This is a genomic window from Streptomyces sp. NPDC005576 (assembly GCF_042871745.1).
Lineage (GTDB): Bacteria > Actinomycetota > Actinomycetes > Streptomycetales > Streptomycetaceae > Streptomyces.
Window position 1 is genome coordinate 190,442 of record NZ_JBIAJC010000008.1, and the last position, 25,635, is coordinate 216,076.

A 25,635-nucleotide genomic window follows, 5' to 3' on the forward strand; every position below is an offset into this window, starting at 1 on the left:
CGTCAGCGGGCGGTGCCTCCCGGGGGTGCGCTGCTGCCGCGGGGCAGTAGCGCGGGTATCGCGGGGGGTCCGGACGTGGGGTTGCGGCGGTGGACGACGTCGAAGAGCCGACGGGTGACGTCGGCGCCAAAACCGAAGACGTCGTGGCTCATCGCGGACAGGTTCGGACGGGTGAGCTGGCACAGTTGGGAGTCGTCCCAGGCGATCAGACTCACGTCCGTCGGCACACTCAGGCCCATCTCCGCGGCCACGGAGAGACCGGCGACCGCCATGATGTCGTTGTCGTAGATGATCGCCGTGGGCCGTTCCGGGGAAGCGAGCAGCGACCGGGTGGCCCGGGCGCCCTGTTCACCGGAGTAGTCGGTGGTGACGCTGCGGGCCGGTTCCAGACCCAGCTCCGCCGTGATCGTGTTCAGCGCGGTGGTACGGATCATGGTGTGGCCGAGCGCCGGGTGCCCGCCCACCCGTGCGATCCGCCGGTGCCCGAGGGCGGCGAGGTAGCGCACAGCCTCGTTCACCGCCGCCGCGTCGTCGGTCCACATCGAGGTGAAGCCGCCGGTCAGTGTCGGGTGGCCGACAGCGACCGCCGGCAGCCCGATCGTCGCCAGTTCGGTGATCCTTGGGTCGTCCTGCTGGATGTCGACCAGGATGGAACCGGCGATCCGGCGCGACTGCCACCACTGGCGGTGCACCGCGATCTCCTGGTCGGTGTCCCGCACGAGGTGCAGCAGGAGCGAGCATCCCTGCCCTTCCAGTACGGATTCGACGCCGGAGATGAATTCCATGTAGTAGGGCTCCAGGCCGAGTTGGCGTGCGGGCCGGGCGACGACCAGACCGACGGTGTCCCCCGCGCCGGTCGCCGACCCCGACAGTTTGATCGCGGCCTGGTTCGGTACCCACCCCAGCTCCGCGACGGCGCCCATGATGCGCTCGCGCGTGGCCTCCGAGACGCCCGGACGGTTGTTGAACGCGAGGGACACCGCTCCCCGGGACACGCCGGCCCGGGCCGCCACGTCGGAGATCGTGACGCGCCCCGGCCGGCGTGCGTTCCCCTCACTCACGGGCGGTTTCCGCGTCATTGACGCAGAACAGCGCGGCGCGAGCGGCATCCGCGTCCGGCCGCGGCCAGCCGGTGACCCGCCACGTCGTGCTCTCACCGGGCAGCAGCGTCACCCGCCCGCGATCCGTACGGGCGTCCCCGTCCAACCGGTCGGACTGCAGCAGCAGGTCCCGTACGAGCCCCCCGGCCGTGACCGTGACCAGCGCACCGTTCTCACCGTCCTCGCTCACCTTCACCTCGTAGGAGGCGGCGGGGTGCGCGAACTCGCGGTCCACGCAGCCGAAGTGCACCGCACGCAGGCCGTCCGCGTCGACCACCAGGAGTTCCTCGCCCACCTCACCGAAGTGCGCCACCGCCTCGGGGAGCCGTTCCAGGGCCACGTTGCGCCCCGCGGCCTTCACGACGACCTCGCTGTGCGCGAGTACCGTCCCGTCCGCCCGGAGGCGACGGACGGTGGCCGTGGTCTCCCAGATCGCCGCGCTCTGGTTGCAGGCGGCGAGCACCAGGTCGCCGTCGCGGCCCTGGATCGTCAGCAGCCGGTCGGCGTACAGGCGGCGCATCTCGAACCAGAGGGGCTTGAGGCGGCCGTCGCCGTCGATCGCCGCCCAGGAGGTGACCGGCCAGCAGTCGTTGAGCTGCCACAGCACCGTGCCCGCGCAGCGGGGCCAGTGCGAGCGCCAGTGCTCGACGCCCGCGGCTACGGCCCGTGCCTGGTTGAGCTGGGTGAGGTAGTGCCAGGTGTCGAAGTCGGCGGGAGCCCGGAAGTGCGGGGCGAGACCGCGGTTCAGTTTGCCGTTGCCGTCCTCGGCCTTCTGGTGATGCAGCATGGCCGGCGAGTCCGCCGCCAACGGGCGTTCGGTCAGCGCCCGTTCCAGGGTGGCGAGCGTCGGCGGCGCCTGCCAGCCGAACTCGGCGACGAAGCGGGGCACCGTGGTGAGGTACTCGTTGTAGTCACGGCGGTTCCACACCTCCCAGGAGTGCGCGGTGCCGTGGTCGGGGTCGTTGGGCGTGTGGTCCCACGATCCGGACCACGGGCTCCCGGCCCAGTACGGGCGGGTCGGGTCCGTCTGAGCCACGACGCGGGGCAGCAGACCCAGGTAGTAACCCTCGCCCCAGGAATCGCCGCCCAGCGCCTGCTCCCACTCCCAGTCGGCGAAGCCCCACAGGTTCTCGTTGTTGCCGTTCCACAGGACCAGCGACGGGTGGGGCATCAGCCGGGTCACGTTCTCCCGGGCCTCCGCCTCGATCTCGGAACGCAGCGGCTGCTCCTCCGGGTAGGCCGCGCAGGCGAACAGGAAGTCCTGCCAGACCATCAGCCCCAGTTCGTCGCAGTGGTCGTAGAAGGCCCGGTCCTCGTAGATGCCGCCGCCCCAGACCCGCACCAGGTCGACGCCCGCTTCGGCGGCCTGGGTGAGGCGGTGGCGGTAGCGGTCGGTGGTGACCCGCGAGGGGAAGGCGTCATCGGGTATCCAGTTCACTCCCCGGGCGAAGACCGGGGTGCCGTTGACGACCAGGGTGAAGGCGCTTCCGTGGGCGTCCGCAGACGTGTCGAGTGCGATGGTACGGAAGCCGATGCGCCGTTCCCACGCGTCGAGGGCTTCGCCGCCGCCGTCGGGTTCGCCGAGTACGACCGTGCACCCGTACAGCCTCTGGTCGCCGTAGCCGCGCGGCCACCACAGCTCCGCGTCGGGGACGCGTACGGTCACCGTCGCGCTGTTCTCCCCCGGAGGGACGGTGACCTCCGACGAGGCGTCACCCACGACGGCCACCAGCCGCAGGGGCCGGTGCTCTCCGGTGGCCGTGCGGTCGACGTCGATGACGATCTCGGCGACACCGGTGCCGTCCTCGGCGACGGTGATCCGAGGCCGGACCTCGGCCAGCCGGGCCGTCGACCACTGCTCGATCCGCGCCTCGCGCCACACACCGGCCGTCACCAGAGTGGGACCCCAGTCCCAGCCGAACGAACAGGCCATCTTGCGCACGTAGTTGAACGGCTCGGGATAGGAGTTGGGTCGCTCTCCCAGAGCGGCGCGCACCGCCTCCGCTTCGGTGTAGGCAGAGGTGAAGGCGATTTCGAGGGGCGCGGGCCCGTCCGCGAGCAGCTCGGTGACGTCGAACCGGTAGGACCGGTGCATGTTGCGGGTGCGCCCCACCAGCCGGTCGCCGACGCGCACCGCGGCGACCGTGTCCAGTCCCTCGAAAACCAGGTCGGAACGCTCGAACGCGTCACCCGATCCCGGCAACCGGGTCGCGTACGTCCAGTCCGCGCGGCCCACCCACGCCACCTCGTCCTCGTTGCGGTCGAGGTAGGGGTCCGCCAGCCATCCCGCCGCCATCAGGTCGGTGTGGACACAGCCGGGCACCTGGGCCGGCACGGTGGTGCCGGCCAGTCCGGCGGGTGCCCGCTCGGGTGTGTGACGGTCGGTGTTCAGGCGCAGCGTCCAGCCCTGGGACACGGGCGTGCTGGTCTTCATGCGGGACTCCTCGTGGGACGTGGGACGTGGTGCGGGGTGCGGCGCTCGGGCGGGTCATTTGGTGGAACCCGCCGCGAAACCGCTGTAGATGAAGCGCTGCAGCGCCAGGAAGACGATCAGGGTCGGCACGATCACCAGGATCGCGCCGGCGGAGATGGTCTCCCAGTGCGCTCCGAAGGGACCCTTGAACCGGAACAGGGCGGTGGAGATGGTGCCGAGGTCGGGGTCGGGCATGTAGAGGAAGGGCACGTAGAAGTCGTTGTAGACGGCGATGCCCTTGACGATGACCACGGTGGCCACGGCCGGCCGCAGCATCGGAAAGATGATCTTCCAGTAGATGGTCCAGGAGTTGGCGCCGTCGATGCGCGCGGCCTCGTCCAGGGCGAGCGGGATGGACCGGATGAACTGCAGGAAGATGTAGATCGAGACGATGTCGGTGCCGGTGTAGAGAAGGATCGGCGCCCAGCGGGTGTTGAAGGCGCCCAGATCGTCGATCACCTGGAAGGTCGCGACCTGTGTGGTGACGCTCGGAACCAGCGCGGCCAGCAGGAAGAGGCCCATCACCAGCTTCTTCAGGCGGAAGTGGAAACGGTCGATGGCGTACGCGGTCATCGATCCGATCAGTACGGTCCCGAGGGTGGAGACCACGAGGATCAGCGCCGTGTTGCCGAACGCCCGCGCCATCGCGCCCTGTTCGAAGGCGGTCGTGTAGTTGGCGAAGTTGAACCAGTCGCCCGGCAGCGACAGCGGACCGCCGTTCGCCACCTCCGACTGCGTCTTCAGCGACGTCAGCAGGACGACGACGAGCGGAACGACGACGGCCGCCGAGGCCAGCAGCAGGGAGAGGTACTTCAGAGCGACGGCGGTGCGGGACAGTGCGCCGCGGTCGGCGCGGACCGTACGCCGGTCGGGGGTGGGAGCGGGGGCGGCGGCGATGGTGTCGTTGGTGTCGGTGGTCACGAGAGTTCCACCCTCTCCTCGGGGATCAGCCGGCGCTGGACCCAGGTGATCAGCAGGATGAGGACCAGCAGGAGGACGGCCGAGGCCGAGGCCAGACCGACCTTGTCGAACTGGAAGGCGAGCTTGACCGTCTGGATGACGAAGGTCTCCGTGCCGTTGGCGCCACCGGTCATGATGTACGGGATCTCGAAGACGGCCAGTGAACCGGAGACGGCGAGAACGAAGCTCAGGCTGATGACGGGTTTGATGCTGGGCGCGATGATGTGCCGGAACTGCTGCCAGCGGTTCGCCCCGTCCAGTTGGGCCGCCTCGTACAGATGCGGCGGGATCGACTGGATGGCGCCGAGGAAGAGCACCATGTTCAGCCCCGTGAAGCGCCACATCGACACCCCGGCCAGCGAGGGGTTGGCCAGGTCCGGGTCGCCCAGCCAGAGGTGTTTGCCGCCCACACCGACCATGCCCAGCAACGTGTCGAGGGTCCCGTCGGGCTGGAAGAAGTACAGGAACACGAATCCGACGGCCACCCCGTTGATCAGGTAGGGGAAGAACAGCAGGCCCTTGAAGAGGTTACGGAATCGGGTGTTGAAGCTGAGGACCGTCGCGAAGTACAGCGCGAGAGCGATCTGTACGACCGAGGCGGCCAGGTAGAAGCCGCTGACCAGGAACACCTCGAACCGCGCGGGCTGTGTGACCAGTTCGGTGTAGTTCTCCGCACCCACGTTGGAGGACACGGGGCTGACACCGTCCCAGTCGGTGAAGCTGTAGCCGATCATGTCGGCCACCGGGAGGTAGGTGAACATCCCCAGCAGCGTCAGGGGGACGGCGAGGAAGAGCCAGGGGGTCAGGCCGGCGATACGACGGCGCCTGCCGGTGCGGGACCGGGCGGGGGAGGCATCCGGGGGCGGAGCACTTCGCCGGTCGTCGGCGTGCTCCGCTGCGCGGGTCTTCTGGACAGCGGTCATCTCATGGTTCCTCTTGGTGGTTCCCGGTCGAAGGCGCTGGGCGGCAGCGAGGCGGGCGACGGCTCCCCGTCGGCTCCGGGCGGCCGGGACGGCCGCCCGGCCGTGGTCCCGGGCCCGTCCGAGGGCCGGCGCGGTCAGCCGCCGAGGCCCTGCCGGGCGTCGGACCACTTACCGTTCAGATCGTCGAAGAAGCTCTCCATGTCCCCGTCCGCCGCTCCGCGGGCGACATCCACGAGCTTCTGCCGGTAGTCCTGCGCGGTGATGCCGATCTCGGACGCCTTGTCGATCGCGTTGACCTCGGCGACGTCCTTCTGGTGCTGCGGGATGGTGCTGACATCGTTGTCGGAGAACGCCGCGAGCGTGTCGGGCAGCGGGGTTCCCTTCACCGAGGAGATGGATCCTTCGGCGGCGGACTGACCGGACTCGGTGATGTACCAGTCGATCCACGCGCGGGCAGCGGCCTTCTTCTCCGAATGGACGTTGACCGCGTACTGGTAGTCGGGGCGCAGGACGGAACAGAACTTCCCGTCCGTCTGCTGCGGGAAGGGCATGAACCCGATGTCGTCGGGGTCCTTCCCGGCTGCCTTCGCCGCGGCCTGCATCTGGGAGATCGCCCAGGAGCCGAGCCACATCGACGCGACCTTGCCGGTTCCGATCTGCGCCTTCGAGTCCTCCCAGTTGGTCGTGGTGGGATCGGGCTCGGCCAGTTTCTCGTCGACGATCGTGTAGAGCAGCTTGTCGATCGTGTACAGGTCCGACCCCCGGCTCCACGGCTTGTCCGTCGTCGCCAGGGAGTCGTAGGAGTCCGCGTCGCACGTGGGGGAGCCGATGGCGTTGGTCCAGTTGGTGAGCGGCCAACCGTCTTTGTAGTTGGTGTAGTACGGCGTGGCGGCGGTCTTCTCCTTGATCTTCTCGAGGTCCGCGACGAAGCCTTCGGGCGTAGTCGGCCAGTCGTCGACGCCGGCCTTCGCCCAGACCGCCTTGTTGTAGACGAATCCGTTCGCCACGCCGATGGCGGCCAGGCCGTAGACCCGGCCGTCCACGGTGGCGTGGTCGGTGTAGTCGAACTTCGCCGACAGTTCGCCGGCCTCGCCCAGCGGGGCGAAGAAGGTGGGGTACTGCTTGACGGACAGGGAGTTCGGGATCAGCAGGACGTCGCCGTAGTTGTCGGTGTTCATCCGGATCTTGGTTTCGCCCTCGTAGTCGGTCAGTCCCTCGAACCTGACCTTCACGCCCGGGTACACCTTCCGGAACTCCGCGGCGTACTTCTTCAACGTGCCGTCGGCCATCTGGTCCGTCCTGTTGGTCAGGACGGTGATCTCGCCGGACACCTTCGCCGGATCGCTCGGAAGGGCCGCGGTCCCGCCGCCCGTGGCGCCTCCTTGGCCGCTACACGCAGTGGCCGCCACCATGATCGCGACCACGATTCCCACGCAACTTCTCCGCATCTCTGCCACCTTTCACCGCATGAACCGTCGATGCCGGAGCGGGGAACGCTGCGACGACTCCCGGCCGCTCGGCCTGATGAGCGCTCAACGTAGACGTAACTTCGCGGCAATGTCCATAGACCGGTTCAGGTGAATTTCACTCGCCTCCAGGGCTGTGATCAGCAGTTTTACTAAATCCTGACTAAACCGAACGGGCCGCGGGGGAGCATGGGGACTCATTCGGCCCCTCTTGTGGACAACGTTGTCAGTCGCATGGTCGGATGTGCCGGATCCCGAGCGCTCCACGCACCCCACCATCCGGAGATGTGATTACCATGAGTAGTCAGCCGTTCGTTCCCCACACCCCGGACGATGTCCTGACAGGTGCCCTGGACATAGGGGGGACCAAGATCGCGGGTGCCCTGGTGACAGAGGGCGGGGACCTCCTCCGCCGCGTGCGGCGCGCCACCCCGGCGCAGGCGTCCGCCGACATGCTTCTCGGCGCCGTGTACGAGGTGGTGGACGCCCTCGCCGCCGGCCCGCTGTGGCGGAACGTCCGCGCGCTGGGCATCGGCAGCGCCGGCCCGGTCGACCTGACGCACGGAACGGTCAGCCCCGTCAACATCCCCGCCTGGCGCGACTTCCCGCTTGCCGCATCGGTCGCGGCCCACCCGGCCCTCGCCCACAGACCCGTGTCGTTGGCGGGCGACGCGGTGGCGATGGCGGCGGCGGAGCACCGCCACGGTGCGGCGCGCGGTCATGGGAGCGCGCTCTGTCTGGTGGTGTCCACGGGGGTGGGTGCCGGCCTGATCCTCGACGGAACCGTGCACCACGGCCTGACCGGCAACGCCGGTCATCTCGGCCACATCAGCGTCGACTACGACGGTGACCCCTGCCCGTGCGGCGCCATCGGCTGTCTGGAGGGCATCGCCAGCGGTACGGCCATCACCCGGCACGCGCTCTCCCTGGGCTGGCGGCCGACCGCGACGGCCGTCACGTCGGCAGTCGCCACAGCGGCAAGCGCCGGTGACCCAGCCGCCCTCGCGGCGTTCGACCGAGCGGCGCGTGCCCTGGCGGCCGGCATCGCCGCCACCGCCGCGCTGGTCGAGATCGACGTCGCGGTGGTCGGCGGCGGCGTGGCCCAGGCCGGCGAAGTGCTCTTCTCACCGCTCAACCATCACCTGCAGCGGTACGCGACGATGCCGTTCCTGCGTCATCTTCGCGCCGTTCCGGCGGAATTGGGATCCGACTCCGGTCTGGTCGGCGCGGCGGTCCTGGCCGGCGCGACCGGACCGGACGCCACGGCGGCGAGCACGTCCTCACCTCTGCATGGGGACGAGGTGGTCCGGGCCTGACACCCAGGAGGGGCGGCGGAAGGGGTCCGCCCCGCCCAGACCCCTTCCGCCGCTGCGACAACGGACGCGCACGGCCGGAACGACTGCCACCACCGGAACGACTGCCACCGCCAAACGCCTCACCATGCCGGACGCCTCACAATGGGGGAGTGAACGAGCCGATACCCGTCATCCGCGAAGTCGACCACGGCACCGCCCGCCTGCTGCCCGACGTGGACCGGGACCGCGCGTGGCTGCTCACGGTCGACGGGGCACCACAGTCCTACGTGGACCTGGACGACCCCACGTACCTGGAGTTCGAGTACGTCCAACGGCTCGCGCACGTGCTGGACACCGCCGCGGACGCGGGTGAACCGCTCGCCGTCCTGCACCTGGGCGGCGGGGCGCTGACCCTGCCCCGCTACACCGCTGCCACCCGGCCCGGTTCCCGGCAGTCGGTCGCCGAGGCCGACCGGGGACTGCTGGAACTGGTGACGGAACAACTACCGCTGCCGGACGACGGCGGCATCACCGTGCACGCCGAGGACGCGCGGGAGCTGCTGGAGCGGACGGCGCCGGGCTCGGTGGACGTACTGATCGCCGACGTCTTCGGCGGGTCGCGCGTCCCGGCCCACCTCACCTCCGTCGAGTACGCGCGGGCCGCGGCCCGGGCCCTGCGTCCGGACGGGATCTACGCCGCCAACCTCGCCGACAGCGCGCCCTTCGGCTTCCTCCGCTCCCAGCTCGCCGGCTTCGCCACCGTCTTCCCCGAGCTGGCGGTCGTCGCCGAACCCGCCGTGCTGCGCGGCCGGCGCTTCGGGAACGTCGTCCTGCTGGCCGCGCACGCACCGCTGGACACCGCGGCGCTCACCCGGCGTTGCGCCGGCGACGCCTTCCCCGCCCGGGTCGAGCACGGCCCGGCGCTCACCCGCCTGATCGGCCGGGCCGAGCCGGTCGGCGACGCCGACGCGGTCGCCTCACCCGAGCCGCCCGAGGGCGCCTTCAGCATCGGTTGAGGCATCTGCCGGGAGGACGCCGTCGGCCGGAATCCCCGGGGAGTAGTCCTCGCCACCGTGACCACCCGTCGTGGTGGGCGGGGTGTGCTCGCGCCGGGTCATGTTCCGTACGTCCGGTACGAGCAGCACCAGCGCGGTCATGAGCACCACCAGCGCTGCGCATCCCCACAGGGCCGTGCCCCGCCCGACGAGCCCTTCGACCGGTCCGGCCACCGCCGTGGCGAGCGGCAGCATCGCGACGGAGCCGAACCAGTCGTAGGCGGAGACCCGGGACAGCTTGTCCTCGGGTATCTCCTGATGCATCGTCGTCATCCAGGACACCCCGAACACCTCTATGGCGACGCCGCTCACGAACATCACGGCGCAGAGCCCGGCCACCGGCAGCGGCACGGCGAGCGCCGCCGAGGGGAGAGCGAGCGGGAAGACACCGAGCGTGCCCGCGAGCAGCAGCCGCCGAGGCTTCCAGCGGGACATCAGCAGCGCCCCGCCGAGGGTTCCCGCACCGAACGTGGCGAGCGCGGTGCCCCAAGGTCCCGGGCCGCCGAACTCGTCGCGGGCGACCAGCGGACCGTAGACCGACTCGGCGGCCCCGACGACGGCCACGACCACCGAGAACTGCGCCACGATCGACCACAGCCAAGGGCGGCCGATGAACTCCTGCCACCCTTCCCGCATGTCGGAGAGGAGGCCGCCGCCCGGCTCGCGGGCGGGGATGTGGCTCACGTCGAGGAAGGCGCGCAGCCCCCCGGCGACCGCGAAGCCGGCCGCGTCCAGAGCCAGCACCCAGCCGGGGTTCACCGCCGACGCCATGACCCCGCCGAGGGCGGCTCCGCCGATGCCCGCGCCCTGGGACGACATGCGGAAGAAGGAGAAGGCGCGGCCCGCCTGCTCCGGGGTGACGGAGGACATCAGCATGCCCTCGGCGGCGGGGTTGAAGAAGGCCTGTCCGGTGCCGCAGAGCGCGGTGAGGACCATCATCTGCCAGAGTTCGGCGGTTCCGGTCAGTACCAGCAGGGCGAAGGCCGCCTGGGAGACGCAGTTGAGCGCGTTGGCCGCGACCATCACCCGGTGGCGCGGCATCCGGTCCGCGACGGCCCCGCCGACCAGGATGAAGACCACCAGCGGGAGGGTGCGGGCGGCGGCGACGAGTCCGATGTCGCCGCCGCTCCCGCCCTGCTGGAGTACCGCGAACGAGGTGGCGATGAGGGCGCTGCTGCTTCCCACGCCCGTGATGACGGCGGCGGTGGTCAGCAGGGTGTAGTTGCGGCCGGCCCACTCGGGGCGGCGCCGCTTCGCGGGGGAAGGTGCGGGGGACGTCACCCAGGGACTAAACACGGCGGTGCCCCGCCCTGCCAAATGGATATGTCCCCGCCAGGGCGTGAGGTCCTGTTTCTTCCCGGTTCCGCCGCCGGGCCTCCGCGGAAGCCGGCGGCGGAACATCGCTCCGCGCCCGTGGGCGGAAGCGAGCCCGGACGGCCTGAACGGCCGCCGGATCAGGAGGTGACGTCCACCAGCCGGACGGTGCTCAGGATCTTGTCGATCGTGGTGTCGGGCAGCTCGTCGTCCACGCCCGCGTTGGCGAAGAGGATCCAGCTCGCGTACGCGCCGTCGCTGTTCTTGAAACTGAAGGCGACCGATTTCCCGTCGGTGTCGCACTTGTTCTTCTTCGCCAGGCCGAGCGCGGTGGCCCGGGCGACGCTGCCGGTCAGACCGGAAGTGGTGGTGTACGCCTCGGGGGCGCCGACCTTGACCTTGTCCTTGGGGTCGGACTGCGCGTAGGCGGCCCAGGCCCACTGCTCCGCTGCCGTCTTCGCCGCCTCGTCGGTCGACTTGGCGCCTTGCGCGCCCTTGCTGCCGACGCCTGCGAGGCTGGTCTCCTCCTTGTACCCGTTCTTGTCGGAGTCGTCCACGCACCACTTGCTCTTGAGGAACGCGGGGGCGGAGAAGCCTACGACGGGTCCGCCCGTCGGGTTCTTGGCGTCCTCGAACCCCGAGATCATGCCCGCGCTCGACACCTCCCAGTCGCCCGGCACCTCGAACCGCGTCCCCCACTTGGGGTTGGTGACGACCTTCCACCCGGGCACGGTCGGCTGTGCGTCGTCGTCGCCGCTCCGCGGATTGGCGGGCGGGGACGTCTTGGCGGACGGCTTCGCCGGTGCGGACGAGGACGCCTTGCCGTCGGCGACGTCCTTGCCGCCGTGCTGGTCGTCCTTCTTCAGCACCACGACGCCCGTGACGACCGCCACCACCACGACCACCGCGGCCGCGACCACGGCGACCACCGCGGTCTTCCGCTTGTCGTCGGGCGGCTGCGGTCCGCCGGGAGGCGCCTGCACGGCGTACGCCGGAACGGTCGGCTGCTGGTACGGGTTCGGCCCGCCGGGGTGGGGCCCGCCCTGCGGGTAGCCGTAACCGGGCTGCTGCCCCTGCGGATAGCCCTGCTGTCCCTGCTGTCCCTGCTGTCCCTGCTGGTATCCCGGCTGTTGGTAGGGATTCGGCTGCTGGTACCCCGGCTGCTGGTACGGGTTCTGGTTCGGGTCCTGCGGGTTCTGCTCGCCCCCGGGCGGCTGCTGTCCTGGCCACATGGCCAGTAACCATAGAGGGGCGGGGAGACATCGGTCACGGCCGCCCCTGTGAGGGGATGGCCAAGAAGTGCTACCCGTGAGTAACATCTCTGGCCATGAGCGCTGCAGAAGAGAAGAACCTCGGCGACATGCTCGCCGCGACGGTACCGATGGTCCGCACCCTCGGCCTCGAATTCCTGGAGACGGGAGCCGAGCGCGCGGTGCTGCGCCTGCCCGACCGGGCCGATTACCACAACCACCTCGGGGGCCCGCATGCCGGAGCCATGTTCACGCTGGCCGAGTCCGCCAGCGGCGCGATCGTGATGGCGGCCTTCGGCGACCAGCTCGGCCGCGCCGTGCCACTCGCCGTCCGGGCCGAGATCGGCTACCGGAAGCTCGCCATGGGGGAGGTCACCGCGACCGCCACCCTCGGACGTCCCGCCGCCGAGGTCATCGCCGAGCTGGACGAGGGCAAGCGGCCCGAGTTCCCCGTGTCGATCGAGATCACCCGCGCCGACGGAGCCGTGACCGGTGAGATGACGGTGATCTGGACGCTCCGGCCGCACGGCTGATCCGGTCACGGCTGATCCGGTCCGCCGTTCGCCGATCCGGTTCGCCGGCCGGCGTGCCCCGTGGGCCTGCGGTCCGCCGCCCGGAGCGGCCGTCCCCCGTCGGGGCCGCGCCCGGCCCGGTAGGCTGCTGGACTGTGCCACGTCGCCGCACGGGCGACCGGCAGGGGGAACACCCGCACGGGAGGAACGGCGTTGCACGTCCAGGAGTGGCTCGAGACCATCCCCGCGCTGAGCATCTACCTTCTGGTGGCGGCCGTCATCGGGCTGGAGAGCCTGGGCATTCCGCTGCCCGGCGAGATCGTCCTCGTCAGCGCGGCCCTTCTCGCGTCCCAGCACGGGGAGATCAACCCGTACGTCCTCGGCGCCTGCGCCACCGCCGGAGCGGTCGTCGGCGACTCGATCGGGTACGCGATCGGCAGGAAGGGCGGTCGCCCCCTGCTGGCCTGGCTGGAGGCGAGATTCCCCAAGCACTTCGGGGCCGCCCAGGTGGGCATGGCGGAGCGGTCGTTCGAGAAGTGGGGCATGTGGGCGGTGTTCTTCGGCCGCTTCGTCGCCCTGCTGCGCATCTTCGCGGGACCGCTCGCCGGGGTGCTGCACATGCCGTACTGGAAGTTCCTGATCGCCAACGTGCTCGGCGGGATCGTCTGGGCCGGGGGCACCACCGCGGTGATCTACTCGGTGGGCGTGGTGGCGGAGGCGTGGCTGAAGCGTTTCTCCTGGCTCGGGCTCCTGGTCGCGGTCCTCGTCGGTCTGACCTCGATGCTGGTGCTGAGGAACCGTGCGAAGAAGGCGGCCGCCCACGCCGACGAAGCCCCGGCCCCGGCCGCCGCGGCGGAGTGAGGACAGGGCCAGGGCCGGCCGCGCCGGACACCGTCCGCCCCCGGCTCAGCCCGCGTGTGCCTGCCGGTGTGCCTTCGCCAGCTCCACGTAACCCACCGCGTTGAACTTGATCCCCTCCAGCTCCTCCGCGGTGAGGGGCCGCTTGACCCGCGCGGGTACGCCCGCGACCAGGGAACCCGGCGGCACCTGCATGCCCTGGGGGACGAGAGCCTGGGCCGCGACCAGTGAGCCGGCACCGATGCGGGCGCCGTTGAGCACGGTCGCCCCCATGCCGATCAGCACGTCGTCCTCGATCACGCACCCGTGCAGCACGGCGTTGTGACCCACGGACACCCGGTCTCCCACCGTGAGCGGGAAGCCCGGGTCGGTGTGGACGCTGCAGTTGTCCTGGATGTTGCTCTCCGCGCCCAGGGAGATGGGGCCGCAGTCCGCCCGCAGGACCGCGTGGTACCAGACGCTCGAACCCGCCGCGAGGGTGACCTCGCCGATCACGACGGCGGTCGGCGCCACGAAGGCGTCCGGGTCGACCGAGGGCTCTCTGCCTCCCACGCCCGTGATCAACGGCTGCTCCGCCATGGTCCGCTCCTTCGTCCGAGGGTGACTGACAGAGAAACCGTAGGTGACGCCTTCACACCTGCCGGGCGTTGGGGTGAACATCACAGTCCGGAGCCCCCGAGGGGGCGAACGCGGACGGTTAGCGTGAGCGGGTGCCGAAGAGCGAACACGCATTTCCCTTCCTCGCCCGCTGGTGGCGTCACGCCGCCTCGCGCGCGGTCCACCGCGGCCGGGCGTGGGTGGGGGAGCACGGTGCGGTGACCGCCGAGCACCCCGGCCCGCTCCGCTTCGGCCGGATCGGACCCGGGACGCGGCTCGCGTTCCCGCAGGGCACGATCTTCGGCGAGCCGTGGATCCGCCTCGGGGACCACTGCGTCATAGCCGAGCAGGTGACGCTCACCGCCGGGATGATGCCCGGACTGGAGCTCGGCCCCGACCCCATCCTGACGCTGGAGGACGGGGTGGTACTCGGCCGCGGCAGCCATGTCATCGCCGACACCACGGTGACGATCGGCTCCGACACGTACTGCGGTCCGTACGTCTACATCACCTCCACGAACCACAGCTACGACGACCCGGAACAGCCGGTCGGCAGGCAGTGGCCGCGCATGGAGCCCGTGGCGATAGGGCCGGGCTGCTGGATCGGTACCGGAGCCGTGGTGCTGCCCGGCGCCCGGCTCGGCCGCAACGTGGTGGTGGCGGCGGGCGCGATCGTACGGGGAGAGGTGCCGGACCACTCCGTCGTGGCGGGCGCCCCGGCCCGGGTGGTGCGGAGCTTCGACCCGGAGCGGGGCTGGCAGCCCCCGCTGCGCACGCCCGCGCCGGTACCGATCCCCGAAGGCGTCACGCCCGAGCAGCTGCTGGACTTCGCCGCCGCGGAGAGCGGTCCCGGACCGGCCTGAGCCGTGCGGTACGGGCGCTGCGCCGCCCGGGTCATCCCGAGGCCAGCAGGACCGTGCCCATCAGGGCCAGTCCCGCGCCCGCCGCCTGGATGCCGCGGAGCCGTTCCTTGAGGACCCCGCGCGCGACCAGGGTGGTCACCACCGGATACAGCGAGGCCAGCACCGCCACCACGGTCACCGAGCCGTGCAGCGCGGCGGTGGCGTACGTGCCGTTCGCCGCGACGTCCGCGAGACCGACGAAGGCCAGTGCGGGCAGGGCCGCGAGCACCACCGCCCGGCCGCCTTCGCCGGGCAGGGCCCGGCCGCCCCGGCGTACCGACACGAAGAGGGCCGCGCCGCCGACCAGAACGTTGGTGACGCGCTGCACGAAGAGGGCCAGGAACAGGCCCGTCGTACTGGTCGAAGCCTCCGCGACCAGCGACATGACGGCCCCGAAGCCGAAGGCCGCGACCAGCGTCAGCAGCACCGCCCGGCGGCGTACCGGTGCTCCGCGCAGTTCCGGCCCGCCCGCGAGGACGACCCCGGTCACGGCGACGGTGACCCCGGCCAGCTGTGCGGGACCCGGGCGCTCCCCGGCGAGCAGGCCGAGCGAGACCGGTACCGCCACACCGAGCGAACCGAGCGGGGAGACCACGCTCATCGGCCCCAGGGCGAGCGCCTCGTAGAAGCAGAGCATCGCCACCGGGCCGACCGTGCCGGCCGCCACCGCGAACCAGAGCCGGTCGCCGGCCTCGCTCCACGCGCCGGTCGCCACCACGGTGACGCCCAGGACGACGACGGCGATCGTCTGGGAGACGACGACCACGGTCAGGGCCGGAATCCGGCGGGTCAGCAGACCGCCGCCGAAGTCGGCGAGCCCCCAGAGCAGGCTGGTGGCCAGGGCGAAGAGTGCTGACATGACGGGCCTCGCAGTACAGTGCGGCGAACGGTCGGGGCAGGGGTGCACCACACCGTAGTTCATTATTTTGTACGCCGCCATCGAAGATATTGGACTCAATGTGTCTGATCTCGACCAGCTGACCCAGTCGCTGGCACGGAACCTCAAGCGCTGGCGAGGGGAGCGCGGCTTCACGCTGGACGCCCTCGCGGCCCGCTCCGGCGTCAGCCGAGGAATGATCATCCAGATCGAGCAGGCCAGGACCAACCCGAGCGTCGGCACCACGGTGAAGCTCGCCGACGCGCTCGGCGTCAGCATCACCGCGCTCCTCGACTACGAGCAGGGCCCGCAGGTACGTCTGGTCGCCCCCGAGCAGGCGGTCCGCATGTGGTCGACCGAGGCCGGCAGTTCGACCACCCTGCTCGTCGGCGCCGAAGCGGGCGGCCCCTTCGAACTCTGGTCCTGGCACCTGGAGCCCGGCGACGGCAGCGCCTCCGACCCGCACCCGGAAGGAACCGTCGAACTGCTCCACGTCACGGCGGGTGAACTGACGCTCGTCGTCGCCGGCGAGGCCCACACCGTCCCCGCCGGCACCTCGGCGACCTTCCAGGCGCACGTCGCCCACGCCTACCGCAACGAGGGCACCGAGCCGGTCGAGCTGACCCTGGCCGTCTGGATCCCGCCGGTCCGCTGAACCGGCAACATCCGGCTCACGGGCGGCTGTTAGCGTGACTCCATGCGCGCACCCATCGGCACCTTCGACGACGACGCCACCGCTCCCGCGGCCGACCGCACCGGCCTGCTCGTCGCCCCGGTGGCAGCGGCGGTGACGCGGGGCTGGGGCGGCCTCGGAGCCGAGCAGATCCTGCACGTGGACACGGACCCGGACCTCGCCGACACCGCCGTCTTCGTCGAGCACTACGGTGCCGATCTGCCCGACCGGTCCGCCAACTGCGTGGTCGTGGCCGGCAAATGCGGCGCCGACGTGACCCTCGCCGCGTGCGTCGTGCTCTCCCGGACCCGTGTCGACGTCAACGGCGCGGTGCGCAAGCACCTCGGCGCGCGCAAGGCGTCCTTCGCCCCGATGGACACCGCGGTCGGCGAGAGCGGCATGGAGTACGGCGGGATCACGCCCATCGGCCTCCCGGCCGCCTGGCCACTGCTGATCGACCCCGCGGTCCTCGACGAGGAGTGGGTCCTCATCGGCAGCGGCAGCCGTCGCGGCAAGCTCATCGTCCCCGGCAAGTCCCTCGCCGCTCTCCCGGGCGCGGTGGTGGTGGAGGGGCTGGGCGTCTGAGGGTGGTTCAGGCACCCGTGCTTGGGTCCTCCACGCGGGTCCGGCGAGCGCCGTTCGCGCCGTCCACGCCGTTCACGAACCGCTCCACCGCGAAGTCCACCGCTTCCCGCACCGGCACCAGGATGCAGGCGGCTCCGCCCACCCGGCCGGTGCGGACGGTCCCGGGGGCCGTCGCCCGCGCGAACTCCGCGCCCAGCGCGACGAAGTCGGAGTCGTCGAGCGCCACGTCCTCGTACTCCCACCACCGGCTCCCGCCGGAGCAGCCCACCACGCAGCGGTAGCGGCGCACGGGGGGGTCGGGGACCCGGTACTCGGCGAGGTGGAAGGCGCTGAACGTGCCGAAACCGGTGCCGAGGAGCAACGCCTGCGCGCCCGCGTCGTACAGGCGGGCGAGCGGCGAATCCTCGCCCAGGTGGCAGTCGGCGCGGTGGCCCCGGGTCAGCCGTGCGGCGTCCGGGCCCAGCGCGGCGAAGGAGGTCTGCGGGTGGTCACTGCGCCGCGCGCCGGGGCTCCGCCGTACCGCCTCGGCGAGTCGGCCCATGGCCGGGGCGGGCGTGGTGGCCGGATCGAAGGGCGGCATGCCCACGCGGAACCGGGCACGCTCCGCGTCGGTGAGGCCGGCCACACGGGCCAGATGGTCGCGCGACGTGTCGGAGTTCTCCGGCGTGAACGCGGGAACGACCAGGGTCCCCGCCGGTCCCAGCGCGCCCCGCAGCCCCGCGACCACGAGGGGAGCGCCGGGGGCCGGAGGGCGTACCGCGCGCATCGAGGCGTGCACGATCAGCGCGGCCCCGGGACGCACCCCCAGGGCGAGCAGCTCGGCGGCCAGCCGGTCCCGGTACGTCACCGTGTCCACGGCCGTTCATTCTCCGCCCCCCGCCCAACCCGGCGGAAGAGCGCGACCGGCTTCGGCCGATTCCGCCGTGATGTGATCGCGCCCGGGCGTAGCGGGTCAGCGCAGAGAGGGGATTTCGATCGCGGGGCACCGGTCCATGACCATGTCCAGACCGGCCTCGCGGGTGCGCGCGTACGCGGCCTCGTCGATCACCGACAACTGGAACCAGACGGCCTTCGCCCCGACTGCCACGGCCTCGTCCGCCACGGCGCCGGCCTGCTCGCTGTTGACGAAGACGTCCACCACGTCCACCGGGAACGGGATGTCGGCCAGCGAGGCGTACCCCTGCTCACCGTGCACGGTCTCGGCCTTCGGGTGGACGGGAACCACCCGCTTGCCGAACCGCTGGAGGACCCCGGCGACCCCGTAGGCCGCCCGCGAGGTGTTGGAGGAGAGGCCGACCACGGCCCAGGTGTCGCCGGAGTCCAGCAAGATCCGCCGGATCGTCTCATCGTCTGCGTACATGTCAGCGACAACCCGCCACGCGCCGCCGCCATTCCCCGTGCGCCCCAGGTGGCCGCCCCGGGGCGGTTCGACCGCCGGGGCGCCGTGTTCCCGCTGGTCGGAGCGGGTACGGGGCCGCCCGGCACACCGCCTAGGGTGGAGACATGCAGGAGCAGTACCGGACAGTCGCCCGAGCGGGCGTGCACGAGACCGAGATCAACCGGTCGTGTTTCCTCTGCGCGCTCGCCCCCGCCGCCACCGAACAGGAGGCGCAGGAGTTCGTCGCACGCGTCCGCAGGGAGCACCCCACCGCCAGCCACAACTGCTACGCCTACGTGGTCGGCGCCGACGCCTCCGTACAGAAGGCGAGCGACGACGGCGAGCCCGGCGGGACCGCCGGAGTGCCGATGCTGCAGATGCTGATGCGCCGCGAGATCCGGTACGCGGTGGCCGTCGTGACCCGCTACTACGGCGGGGTGAAGCTCGGCGCCGGTGGCCTGATCCGGGCGTACGGCGGAGTGGTCGGCGAGGCGCTGGACGAGCTCGGCACCCTCACCCGGCAGCGGTACCGGCTGGCCACCGTCACCGTCGACCACCAGCGGGCGGGCAAACTGGAGAACGACATGCGCGCCACCGGCACCGCCGTGCGCGAGGTGCGGTACGCGGAGGCGGTCACCCTGGAGATCGGACTGCCCGACGCGGATGTGGCCGGATTCCGTGCCTGGCTCGCCGACGCGACGGCGGGTTCCGCGACGCTCGAACTCGGCGGCGAGGCGTACGGGGACGTGTGACCGCGCCGCTCTCGGAGGGAGCCGGGCCGCAACGTCGGCGCCCGCCGGTGAGGTTCGCCACCCCCGGCGATGCGGGAACGGGCGTCCCACGGCATTAGCGTGGAGCCGCACGGCCGCGCCGGACACCACGTGGACGCGGTGCCGCGCACACAGTCAGGAGACCGGAGACCGGGACGGCCCGGCCAGGGGGCGGAGGACGAGGACCATGCGGACCACAGCGGCCGGAGCGACGTCTTGAGGATGCTGCACACCTCGGACTGGCACCTGGGCCGGTCCTTCCACCGCGTCGCACTGCTCGACGCCCAGGCCGCGTACCTCGACCACCTCGTCGCCACCGTCCGCGACCGCGAGGTGGACGCCGTCCTCGTCGCCGGCGACGTCTACGACCGCGCCGTGCCGCCGCTGGCCGCCGTCGAACTCTTTGACTCCGCCCTCCACCGGCTCGCCGCCCTGGGGGTGCCCACCGTCATGATTTCCGGCAACCACGACTCGGCCCGCAGACTGGGGGTCGGCGCCGGGCTCATCGACCGGGCCGGCATCCACCTGCGCACCGACCCCGCCGGGTGCGGAACCCCCGTAGTGCTCACCGACGCCCACGGTGACGTCGCCTGCTACGGGCTCCCCTACCTCGAACCGGCCCTCGTGAAGGACTCCCTCGGGGCGGCGAAGGCCGCGCACGAATCCGTACTCTCCGCCGCGATGGACCGGGTGCGCGCCGACCTCGCGGACCGCGCGCCGGGCACCCGCTCCGTGGTGCTCGCCCACGCCTTCGTCGCCGGCGGCGAACCCAGCGACAGCGAGCGCGACATCACCGTCGGCGGAGTCGCCGCCGTACCCGCCGGGATCTTCGACGGCGTCGACTACGTCGCCCTCGGCCACCTGCACGGCAGCCAGCGGGTGAGCGAGCGGGTGCGCTACTCCGGCTCCCCCCTCGCGTACTCCTTCTCCGAGGCGGACCACCGCAAGACCATGTGGCTGATCGACCTCGACGCGGACGGCACGATCACCGGCGAGCGCCTCGACTGCCCCGTGCCCCGGCCCCTCGCCCGGCTGCGCGGCCGGCTCGACACCCTCCTGGAAGACCCCGCGCTGCAGAGGCACCGGGACTCCTGGATCGAGGCCACCCTCACCGATCCCGCCCGCCCCGCCGACCCCATGGCGCGGCTCGCCGAACGCTTCCCGCACACCCTCAGCCTCGTCTTCGACCCCGAACGCGACCCCGAGGACCCGCTCGCCTCGTACGCGCAGCGGCTCAAGGGGCGCGACGACCACCAGATCGCCGAGGACTTCGTGGCGCACGTGCGCGGCGGCAGCGGACCCGACGAGCAGGAACGCACCGTGCTGCGTGCCGCGTTCGACGACGTACGCGTGGACGACGGCGTGCGCGAGGCGTCCCGATGAGGCTCCACCGGCTGGTCCTCACCGCCTTCGGCCCCTTCGGCACCACCACCGAGGTCGACTTCGACGCGCTCTCCTCGGCCGGCCTTTTCCTGCTCCACGGCCCCACCGGCGCGGGCAAGACCTCGGTGCTCGACGCCGTCTGCTACGCCCTGTACGGGGCTGTCCCCGGCGCACGGCAGAGCCCCGGCACCTCGCTGCGCAGCGACCACGCCGACCCCGGCACCCCCACCGAGGTCCTGCTGGAACTGACCGCCGGCGGCCGGCGCCTGGAGATCACCCGCGCACCCGCCCAGACCCGCCCCAAGAAGAAGGGCGACGGGTACACCACCGAGAAGGCCCAGAGCCGCCTGCGCGTGTACGACCCGGAGAAGGGCTGGCAGGCCCTCAGCAAGTCGCACCAGGAGATCGGCGAGGAGATCACCCAGCTCCTCGGAATGAGCCGGGACCAGTTCTGCCAGGTGGTGCTGCTCCCGCAGGGCGATTTCGCCCGCTTCCTGAGGGCCGACGCCGAAGCCCGGGGCAAGCTGCTCGGCAGGCTCTTCGACACCCGGCGCTTCGCCGCCGTCGAGGAACGCCTCGCCGAGCTGCGCCGAGCGGCCGAGTCCCGCGTCAGGGCCGGAGACGAACGCGTACTCGCCATTGCCCAGCGGCTGGCGCAGGCTGCGGGGCCCGCTGCCGAGTCGTCCCTGCCGACGGCCCAGCCCGGTGAACCGGGTCTGACCGAAGGCGTGTTGAGCTGGTCGGCGATCGCGCGCTCCGGCGCGCGGGAGCGACTGGAGATCGCCCGTGTCGAGGCGAGCGCCGCGGAGGAGCGCCGGGCGGCGGCTCGCCGCGCGCTGGACGAAGAGCGTGAACTCGCCCGTCTTCAGCAGCGTTTCGCGGAAACCCGCCGGCGTGCGGTCGGCCTGGAGGAAGGACGCGCCGAACACGACCGCTGCGAGGAGCGCCTGGCGCGTGCGCGCAAGGCGGACCTGATCGTCCCCGCTCTCGAACTGCGGGACGCGGCCGAGCGCGAGGCCGCCGCGGCGGGTGCCGTTCGCGACCGCTTCCGTGCGAAGCTGCCCACCGAACTCGCCGACGCCACGGCCGGGCACCTGGCCGAGTTGGAACGAGGCTACCGGCAGGAACTGGGCGGCCTCGACGCCGCCCGCCGCGCCGAGTCGCGCAGCGCCGCCATCGACGCCGAACGCGCTGCCCTCGAAGGTGAGTCGGTCCAGGACGACGAGACGGTCCGCGAGGCGGACGCCTGGCTGGCCGGCTGGGACGACACCCGTGCGTCCCTGGCCGCCGAGGTGGAGGCGGCTCAGGAGGCCGCGACCCGCACGGAACAACTCGCGGCACGGCTCGCGGTCGCCCGCGGCCGGTTGGACGCCGCCCGGCGCCGGGACGCCCTCGCCCACGAAATCGAGGGATCCCGGGAGCAGTTGTCCGCCGCCCGGGAGGACGCGCTCGCCGCACACGAACGGTGGCTCGGCCTGCGCGAGCGCCGACTGCGCGACATCGCGGCCGAGTTGGCCGCCCAACTCGCCGCGGGAGAGCCGTGTACGGTCTGCGGTTCGGCCGAACACCCGGCCCCCGCGCGGGCGGGCGACGGGCACGTGGACCGCGCCACCGAGGAAGCGGCCCTGGCCGCCCACCGGGCCGCCGAGCAGGCCCGCGTCCGGGCCGACCAGGCGCTCGGACTCCTGACGCAACGCCACACCACCGCGCGCGCCGAGGCGGTCGGGGATGCCACGGACGATCCGGACGGCGTGGACACCACGGGCACGGCGGTGAAGCCGGGGTCCGACGATCCCTCCGTCGCCGAACTGACCGACCACGTACGCGAACTGACCCGTGAGCACGGCGAGGCCCACCGGCTCGCCGCCGGAACGCACCGGGCACGCGAGACCCTCGCCGCCGCCCAGCGGGAACACCAGGACCGGCTGGATCAGCGCCGTCACGCCGAACGACGCGCGGCCGTGAGGGTCTCCCGCCGGGAGGACCTCGACCGGGAGCAGGCCGCCCTGGAGGGCGAACTCGCCGGTGTGCGCGAGGCGTCGGGCTCCATCGCGGCCCACGCCGACCGGCTCGCCCGGCGGGCCGGCCTGCTCGCCGAGGCCGCCGATGCCGTACGGGCCGAACAGGGTGCGGCCGAACGGCGGAAGGAAGCCGACGGGCGCCTCGCCGACGCCGCCTTCCGCGCCGGCTTCGACACCCCTCAGGAGGCCGTCGCGACCCTGCTCGACCGTTCCGCGCAGCGGCAGTTGCAGAGCCGGATCGACGTCTGGCAGGCCGAGGCGGCCGCCGTCGCCGACCGGCTGGCGGAGGAGGACGCCCGCGAGGCCGCCGCCCGTCCCGACGCGTCGCCGGACCGGGCGCGCGTGGCGTACGACTGTGCCGAGACCCTGCTGCGCGACGCCTCGTCGGCGCTCTCCGCCGCTCAGGAACGCCGCGCGGAGCTGGACCGGCTGTCCCGGGAGGCCACCCGGGAAGTACGCGCACTGGGCCCGCTCCGCGCGGAGTACGAAGGGGTCGCCCGCCTTGCCGGGCTCACCGCCGGTACCTCGGCCGACAACGAACGCAAGATGCGCCTGGAGTCCTACGTGCTCGCCGCCCGCCTGGAGCAGGTGGCCGCCGCAGCCACCGTCCGGCTCCAGCGGATGTCCGCCGGCCGCTACACCCTGGTCCACTCCGATGCCCGTACGGGTGGACGCCGGGCCGGACTGGGGCTGCACGTCGTCGACGCCTGGACGGGCCGGGAACGTGACACCGCCACCCTCTCGGGCGGTGAGACCTTCTTCGCCTCCCTCGCCCTCGCGCTGGGCCTCGCCGACGTGGTGACCGACGAGGCCGGCGGGACGCGGCTGGACACCCTCTTCATCGACGAGGGTTTCGGCAGCCTGGACGAGCAGACGCTGGACGAGGTGCTCGACGTTCTGGACTCCCTCCGCGAGCGGGACCGCAGCGTCGGCATCGTCAGCCACGTGGCCGACCTGCGGCGCCGGGTACCCGTGCAGCTCGAAGTCGTGAAGGGACGGCAGGGATCGACGGTCCGCCACTGTCTGAACTGACCGCGGGGAACCGGGGCCGGCGCCGGTCGCGCCCTCCGGCCCGGCCCGGGGAACCGCCTCAGCGCTCGATCGGACGCCGGGGGAGCGGGGAGGAGTACACCACGCTCGTGGTCACCGCCCCCAGGCCGCTGATGCGCCCCGTCACCTCCTCCAGGTGACGCATGGAACGCGCGGTCACCTTCAGCACGAAGCAGTCGTCCCCGGTGGTGTGGTGAGCCTCCACGATCTGCGGGGTGGTGGCGAGGAGATCGTGGAACGGCTTGTAGTTCCCGGTCGGGTAGCGCAGCCGTACGAAGGCGAGGATCGGTAGCCCGAGCCGCTCCGGGTCGACCATCGCGCTGTACCCGCTGATCACGCCGAGCTCCTCCAGCCGCCGTACCCGCTCCGTCACCGCGCTGGGCGACATGGCCACGGCCCGGGCGAGATCGGCGAAGCTGGCGCGGCCGTCGCGCTGCAACGCGTCGAGAATGCGCCAGTCGGTGGCGTCCGGTGAATAATCGGTCATAGGCCCAGACAACAGGGGAATCCCCGGGCGATCAAGCCGAGCTGCGTGGTTCGTGCCTTCTGGTACGTGTGTGGTCCCCCTAGATTTGGGCCCATGAACACGACTTCGCCCCTCGCCCCGCGGCCCGCCGCCACTCCGTCATCCCACCCGGTCCTGCGGGTGCCGCCCGCCCCACCGGCTGCCGCCGCTGCCTACTTCGCCGCCTCCCTCGCCTTCCACGCCGATGTCTCCGACGTCGCGGCGGCCCTCCAGCTCGACGCGGGTCCGGGCATCACCGTCGTGGACAGTCGCTCCACCGCCTCCTGGGACCAGGGGCACGTCCCGGGCGCCGTACACCTGCCCACCGCGCTGATAGCGGAGCAGGCCGCCCGGCTCCTCGACCCCGCCGTCCCCGTCGTCGCCTACTGCTGGGGCCCGGGCTGCGACGGAGCGACGAGGGCGGCCCTCGCCCTCGCCGAACTCGGCTACCAGGTCAAGGAGATGCGGGGCGGATTCGAGTACTGGGTGCGCGAAGGCTTCGAATTCGAGACGTCACTGGGGACCGAGCGCCGCACCCCCGACCCGCTCACCGCACCGGTGGAGGGCGAGGACTGCGGTTGCTGATCCCGCCGTCGCGTCTGGCCGGCGGGTGTACTCAGGAGGGAGAAGGCGCCATCGGTTCCGGGGGGACCCGATCGCGCGGGCGGCCCGTCACGCGTCGAGCAGCGCCTCCAGCAGAGGCCCCGCACCGGTGCCCGAGGGGAGCCCGCTCACCTGTCCGTCACCCACCTCGACCACCCGCCACTCGCCGTCCTCACGCAACGCCAGGTCGGTGGTCACCAGTCGGCAGCCGAGCCGGCGCACGGCCTCGCCGACCGGGCCCAGTGCGGGGACCGGCCGGTCGCCGGGAGTGTCCGGATGGGCGGTCACCAGGACCGGTGCCCCGTCGAGCCACCACACCCGCGCCTCGCCGCCCGGGACGAACCGCTCGTACGCACGGACCACCACTCCGCCCGCGAGGAAGTCGCCCTGGAGATCGACCATGCGGCCGACGACCGCGGAGAGCCCCTCGGCGTCGCTCAACTCAGGTACAAAACAGGCCTCGTGCCATTCGTGCTTCCGGGACTTCACGAAATCCTTGACGATCCCCGGGCCTCTGCCGAGCGGTCGCGCGAGGGCGGACCAGAACGCACCGTCCCTCGGCACGGCAGTCGGAGCCGTACCGGAGAGCGGATGCCAGACGCTGCGCGGAGTCAGTGACGCGAACGTGGCGTACCAACCGGGCAGTTCATGGGCTCTCCGGTACGCCGCAGCGTCCGTGAGCAGGGAGGCGCCCCGTTCCGCGAGTGCAACCTCCAGGTCGGCGTACCGCCGTACCGGAATCATCCAGCCCCGGTACCAGTAAGGCCCCGAGCCACGCGGGACCCGGGCGACGGCGCCCGCCGCGTCGCCCGCCAGCAGCGCGTCATGGTCGATGAGCGCGGTGGTGGCGCTCCTCTCCCGTACCGCCGTCGCCACCGCCGTCGCCTCTGCGGCGAAGTGGGGGTCCGGACGGTTCGGGCGCAACGGGTCGGCGCAGAGGAGGAAGCCGGGCATGGGCGGAGCCTTCGGTCGCGGTGCGTGGTTCGAGGCGGTACGACCGTACCGGAACGGGCCCCTTCGGCAAGCGGGTTACGGCGTGGTGGAGCCGGACCGGCCCGGCCGGACGGCATTTCCGCCACCCGGCC

The 25,635-nt window shown here is 72.0% G+C and carries 24 protein-coding genes; 11 read left to right on the forward strand and 13 right to left on the reverse strand.

Translation table 11 applies throughout. The features are described from left to right. Positions 1–2: 2 nt before the first annotated feature. From ACFYPN_RS16480 to ACFYPN_RS16500, 5 genes are all read right to left on the reverse strand, one after another. On the reverse strand, positions 3–1,061 hold the full coding sequence (locus tag ACFYPN_RS16480; RefSeq protein WP_358756837.1) for a LacI family DNA-binding transcriptional regulator: 1,059 nt from the start codon (positions 1,059–1,061) through the stop codon (positions 3–5). Then, positions 1,054–3,534, reverse strand: coding sequence for a glycoside hydrolase family 2 protein (locus tag ACFYPN_RS16485; RefSeq protein WP_389298825.1), 2,481 nt, complete (start codon positions 3,532–3,534; stop codon positions 1,054–1,056). Before ACFYPN_RS16485 ends, ACFYPN_RS16480 begins: the two co-directional genes overlap by 8 nt. Positions 3,535–3,588: 54 nt before the next feature. Then, on the reverse strand, positions 3,589–4,470 hold the full coding sequence (locus tag ACFYPN_RS16490; protein WP_389298986.1) for a carbohydrate ABC transporter permease: 882 nt from the start codon (positions 4,468–4,470) through the stop codon (positions 3,589–3,591). Between the two features lie 20 nt (positions 4,471–4,490). Then, the gene (locus tag ACFYPN_RS16495; RefSeq protein ID WP_358756841.1) at positions 4,491–5,456 is read right to left on the reverse strand and encodes a sugar ABC transporter permease; all 966 of its coding nucleotides are present in this window, start codon (positions 5,454–5,456) and stop codon (positions 4,491–4,493) included. 134 nt (positions 5,457–5,590) lie between these two features. Continuing rightward, positions 5,591–6,904 (reverse strand): extracellular solute-binding protein, encoded by a 1,314-nt coding sequence (locus tag ACFYPN_RS16500; RefSeq protein ID WP_358756843.1) that lies wholly within the window; start codon positions 6,902–6,904, stop codon positions 5,591–5,593. Between the two features lie 314 nt (positions 6,905–7,218). On the opposite strand from ACFYPN_RS16500, the gene ACFYPN_RS16505 reads away from it, so the two are divergent. After that, positions 7,219–8,238 carry an ROK family protein gene (locus ACFYPN_RS16505; RefSeq protein ID WP_358756845.1) on the forward strand — a complete coding sequence of 340 codons (1,020 nt, stop codon included), beginning with the start codon at positions 7,219–7,221 and terminating at the stop codon, positions 8,236–8,238. Positions 8,239–8,387: 149 nt separating this feature from the next. Beyond that, positions 8,388–9,233: a fused MFS/spermidine synthase gene (locus tag ACFYPN_RS16510; protein WP_358756847.1), complete on the forward strand. Its 846-nt coding sequence runs from the start codon at positions 8,388–8,390 to the stop codon at positions 9,231–9,233. Here the strand turns inward: ACFYPN_RS16510 and ACFYPN_RS16515 are convergent. Then, entirely contained in the window at positions 9,195–10,553 is a 1,359-nt protein-coding gene (locus tag ACFYPN_RS16515; protein ID WP_358756849.1) for an MFS transporter, read from the reverse strand. The genes ACFYPN_RS16510 and ACFYPN_RS16515 overlap by 39 nt on opposite strands. 173 nt (positions 10,554–10,726) lie before the next feature. After that, complete coding sequence (locus ACFYPN_RS16520) at positions 10,727–11,818, reverse strand: hypothetical protein (RefSeq protein ID WP_358756851.1); 1,092 nt, start codon at positions 11,816–11,818, stop codon at positions 10,727–10,729. 95 nt (positions 11,819–11,913) lie between these two features. On the opposite strand from ACFYPN_RS16520, the gene ACFYPN_RS16525 reads away from it, so the two are divergent. Beyond that, positions 11,914–12,369, forward strand: coding sequence for a DUF4442 domain-containing protein (locus tag ACFYPN_RS16525; protein ID WP_358756853.1), 456 nt, complete (start codon positions 11,914–11,916; stop codon positions 12,367–12,369). Between the two features lie 192 nt (positions 12,370–12,561). Then, entirely contained in the window at positions 12,562–13,209 is a 648-nt protein-coding gene (locus ACFYPN_RS16530; protein WP_358756855.1) for a DedA family protein, read from the forward strand. Positions 13,210–13,254: 45 nt separating this feature from the next. Here ACFYPN_RS16530 and ACFYPN_RS16535 read toward each other — a convergent pair whose 3' ends face one another. Continuing rightward, the gene (locus ACFYPN_RS16535; RefSeq protein ID WP_358756857.1) at positions 13,255–13,785 is read right to left on the reverse strand and encodes a gamma carbonic anhydrase family protein; all 531 of its coding nucleotides are present in this window, start codon (positions 13,783–13,785) and stop codon (positions 13,255–13,257) included. 131 nt (positions 13,786–13,916) lie between these two features. Here ACFYPN_RS16535 and ACFYPN_RS16540 point away from each other — a divergent pair, with 131 nt between their 5' ends. Continuing rightward, complete coding sequence (locus ACFYPN_RS16540) at positions 13,917–14,666, forward strand: acyltransferase (protein WP_389298829.1); 750 nt, start codon at positions 13,917–13,919, stop codon at positions 14,664–14,666. 31 nt (positions 14,667–14,697) lie between these two features. On the opposite strand, the gene ACFYPN_RS16545 is transcribed toward ACFYPN_RS16540, so the two are convergent. After that, positions 14,698–15,564 carry an EamA family transporter gene (locus tag ACFYPN_RS16545; RefSeq protein WP_389298831.1) on the reverse strand — a complete coding sequence of 289 codons (867 nt, stop codon included), beginning with the start codon at positions 15,562–15,564 and terminating at the stop codon, positions 14,698–14,700. Positions 15,565–15,664: 100 nt separating this feature from the next. On the opposite strand from ACFYPN_RS16545, the gene ACFYPN_RS16550 reads away from it, so the two are divergent. Then, the gene (locus tag ACFYPN_RS16550) at positions 15,665–16,237 is read left to right on the forward strand and encodes an XRE family transcriptional regulator (protein ID WP_358756860.1); all 573 of its coding nucleotides are present in this window, start codon (positions 15,665–15,667) and stop codon (positions 16,235–16,237) included. A 42-nt stretch (positions 16,238–16,279) separates the two neighbouring features. Continuing rightward, positions 16,280–16,840, forward strand: a complete 561-nt coding sequence (locus ACFYPN_RS16555) for a YbaK/EbsC family protein (protein ID WP_389298834.1) — start codon at positions 16,280–16,282, stop codon at positions 16,838–16,840. Positions 16,841–16,847: 7 nt separating this feature from the next. Here ACFYPN_RS16555 and ACFYPN_RS16560 read toward each other — a convergent pair whose 3' ends face one another. Together ACFYPN_RS16560 and ACFYPN_RS16565 are read right to left on the reverse strand one after the other, a co-directional pair. Then, a complete protein-coding gene (locus ACFYPN_RS16560; RefSeq protein ID WP_389298836.1) occupies positions 16,848–17,696 on the reverse strand; it encodes an aminoglycoside N(3)-acetyltransferase in 849 nt (282 codons plus the stop codon). Between the two features lie 96 nt (positions 17,697–17,792). Further along, complete coding sequence (locus tag ACFYPN_RS16565; protein WP_358756866.1) at positions 17,793–18,200, reverse strand: CoA-binding protein; 408 nt, start codon at positions 18,198–18,200, stop codon at positions 17,793–17,795. Positions 18,201–18,343: 143 nt separating this feature from the next. Between ACFYPN_RS16565 and ACFYPN_RS16570 the strand changes: the two genes are divergently transcribed. The 3 genes from ACFYPN_RS16570 (at position 18,344) to ACFYPN_RS16580 (ending at position 23,424) form a co-directional block, all read left to right on the forward strand. Beyond that, the gene (locus ACFYPN_RS16570) at positions 18,344–18,970 is read left to right on the forward strand and encodes a YigZ family protein (protein ID WP_389298838.1); all 627 of its coding nucleotides are present in this window, start codon (positions 18,344–18,346) and stop codon (positions 18,968–18,970) included. Between the two features lie 234 nt (positions 18,971–19,204). Beyond that, positions 19,205–20,371, forward strand: a complete 1,167-nt coding sequence (locus ACFYPN_RS16575) for an exonuclease SbcCD subunit D (RefSeq protein WP_389298840.1) — start codon at positions 19,205–19,207, stop codon at positions 20,369–20,371. Continuing rightward, entirely contained in the window at positions 20,368–23,424 is a 3,057-nt protein-coding gene (locus tag ACFYPN_RS16580) for an SMC family ATPase (RefSeq protein ID WP_358756871.1), read from the forward strand. Before ACFYPN_RS16575 ends, ACFYPN_RS16580 begins: the two co-directional genes overlap by 4 nt. Positions 23,425–23,482: 58 nt before the next feature. Here the strand turns inward: ACFYPN_RS16580 and ACFYPN_RS16585 are convergent, their stop codons facing one another. Then, the gene (locus ACFYPN_RS16585; protein ID WP_358756873.1) at positions 23,483–23,929 is read right to left on the reverse strand and encodes an Lrp/AsnC family transcriptional regulator; all 447 of its coding nucleotides are present in this window, start codon (positions 23,927–23,929) and stop codon (positions 23,483–23,485) included. 93 nt (positions 23,930–24,022) lie between these two features. Here ACFYPN_RS16585 and ACFYPN_RS16590 point away from each other — a divergent pair, with 93 nt between their 5' ends. Further along, entirely contained in the window at positions 24,023–24,532 is a 510-nt protein-coding gene (locus tag ACFYPN_RS16590; RefSeq protein ID WP_389298843.1) for a rhodanese-like domain-containing protein, read from the forward strand. An 87-nt stretch (positions 24,533–24,619) separates the two neighbouring features. Here ACFYPN_RS16590 and ACFYPN_RS16595 read toward each other — a convergent pair whose 3' ends face one another. Then, on the reverse strand, positions 24,620–25,504 hold the full coding sequence (locus ACFYPN_RS16595; protein WP_389298845.1) for an ATP-grasp domain-containing protein: 885 nt from the start codon (positions 25,502–25,504) through the stop codon (positions 24,620–24,622). Between the last annotated feature and the right edge of the window lie 131 nt (positions 25,505–25,635).

Bases quoted from the DNA above. Each gene is read 5' to 3' on its own strand.
- ACFYPN_RS16495 (WP_358756841.1), bottom strand. From the start codon at position 5,456: ATGACCGCTGTCCAGAAGACCCGCGCAGCGGAGCACGCCGACGACCGG.
- ACFYPN_RS16520 (WP_358756851.1), bottom strand. From the start codon at position 11,818: ATGTGGCCAGGACAGCAGCCGCCCGGGGGCGAGCAGAACCCGCAGGAC.
- ACFYPN_RS16535 (WP_358756857.1), bottom strand. From the start codon at position 13,785: ATGGCGGAGCAGCCGTTGATCACGGGCGTGGGAGGCAGAGAGCCCTCG.
- ACFYPN_RS16500 (WP_358756843.1), bottom strand. From the start codon at position 6,904: ATGCGGAGAAGTTGCGTGGGAATCGTGGTCGCGATCATGGTGGCGGCC.
- ACFYPN_RS16485 (WP_389298825.1), bottom strand. From the start codon at position 3,534: ATGAAGACCAGCACGCCCGTGTCCCAGGGCTGGACGCTGCGCCTGAAC.
- ACFYPN_RS16505 (WP_358756845.1), top strand. From the start codon at position 7,219: ATGAGTAGTCAGCCGTTCGTTCCCCACACCCCGGACGATGTCCTGACA.
- ACFYPN_RS16590 (WP_389298843.1), top strand. From the start codon at position 24,023: ATGAACACGACTTCGCCCCTCGCCCCGCGGCCCGCCGCCACTCCGTCA.
- ACFYPN_RS16555 (WP_389298834.1), top strand. From the start codon at position 16,280: ATGCGCGCACCCATCGGCACCTTCGACGACGACGCCACCGCTCCCGCG.
- ACFYPN_RS16545 (WP_389298831.1), bottom strand. From the start codon at position 15,564: ATGTCAGCACTCTTCGCCCTGGCCACCAGCCTGCTCTGGGGGCTCGCC.
- ACFYPN_RS16565 (WP_358756866.1), bottom strand. From the start codon at position 18,200: ATGTACGCAGACGATGAGACGATCCGGCGGATCTTGCTGGACTCCGGC.
- ACFYPN_RS16525 (WP_358756853.1), top strand. From the start codon at position 11,914: ATGAGCGCTGCAGAAGAGAAGAACCTCGGCGACATGCTCGCCGCGACG.
- ACFYPN_RS16585 (WP_358756873.1), bottom strand. From the start codon at position 23,929: ATGACCGATTATTCACCGGACGCCACCGACTGGCGCATTCTCGACGCG.
- ACFYPN_RS16570 (WP_389298838.1), top strand. From the start codon at position 18,344: ATGCAGGAGCAGTACCGGACAGTCGCCCGAGCGGGCGTGCACGAGACC.
- ACFYPN_RS16580 (WP_358756871.1), top strand. From the start codon at position 20,368: ATGAGGCTCCACCGGCTGGTCCTCACCGCCTTCGGCCCCTTCGGCACC.
- ACFYPN_RS16595 (WP_389298845.1), bottom strand. From the start codon at position 25,504: ATGCCCGGCTTCCTCCTCTGCGCCGACCCGTTGCGCCCGAACCGTCCG.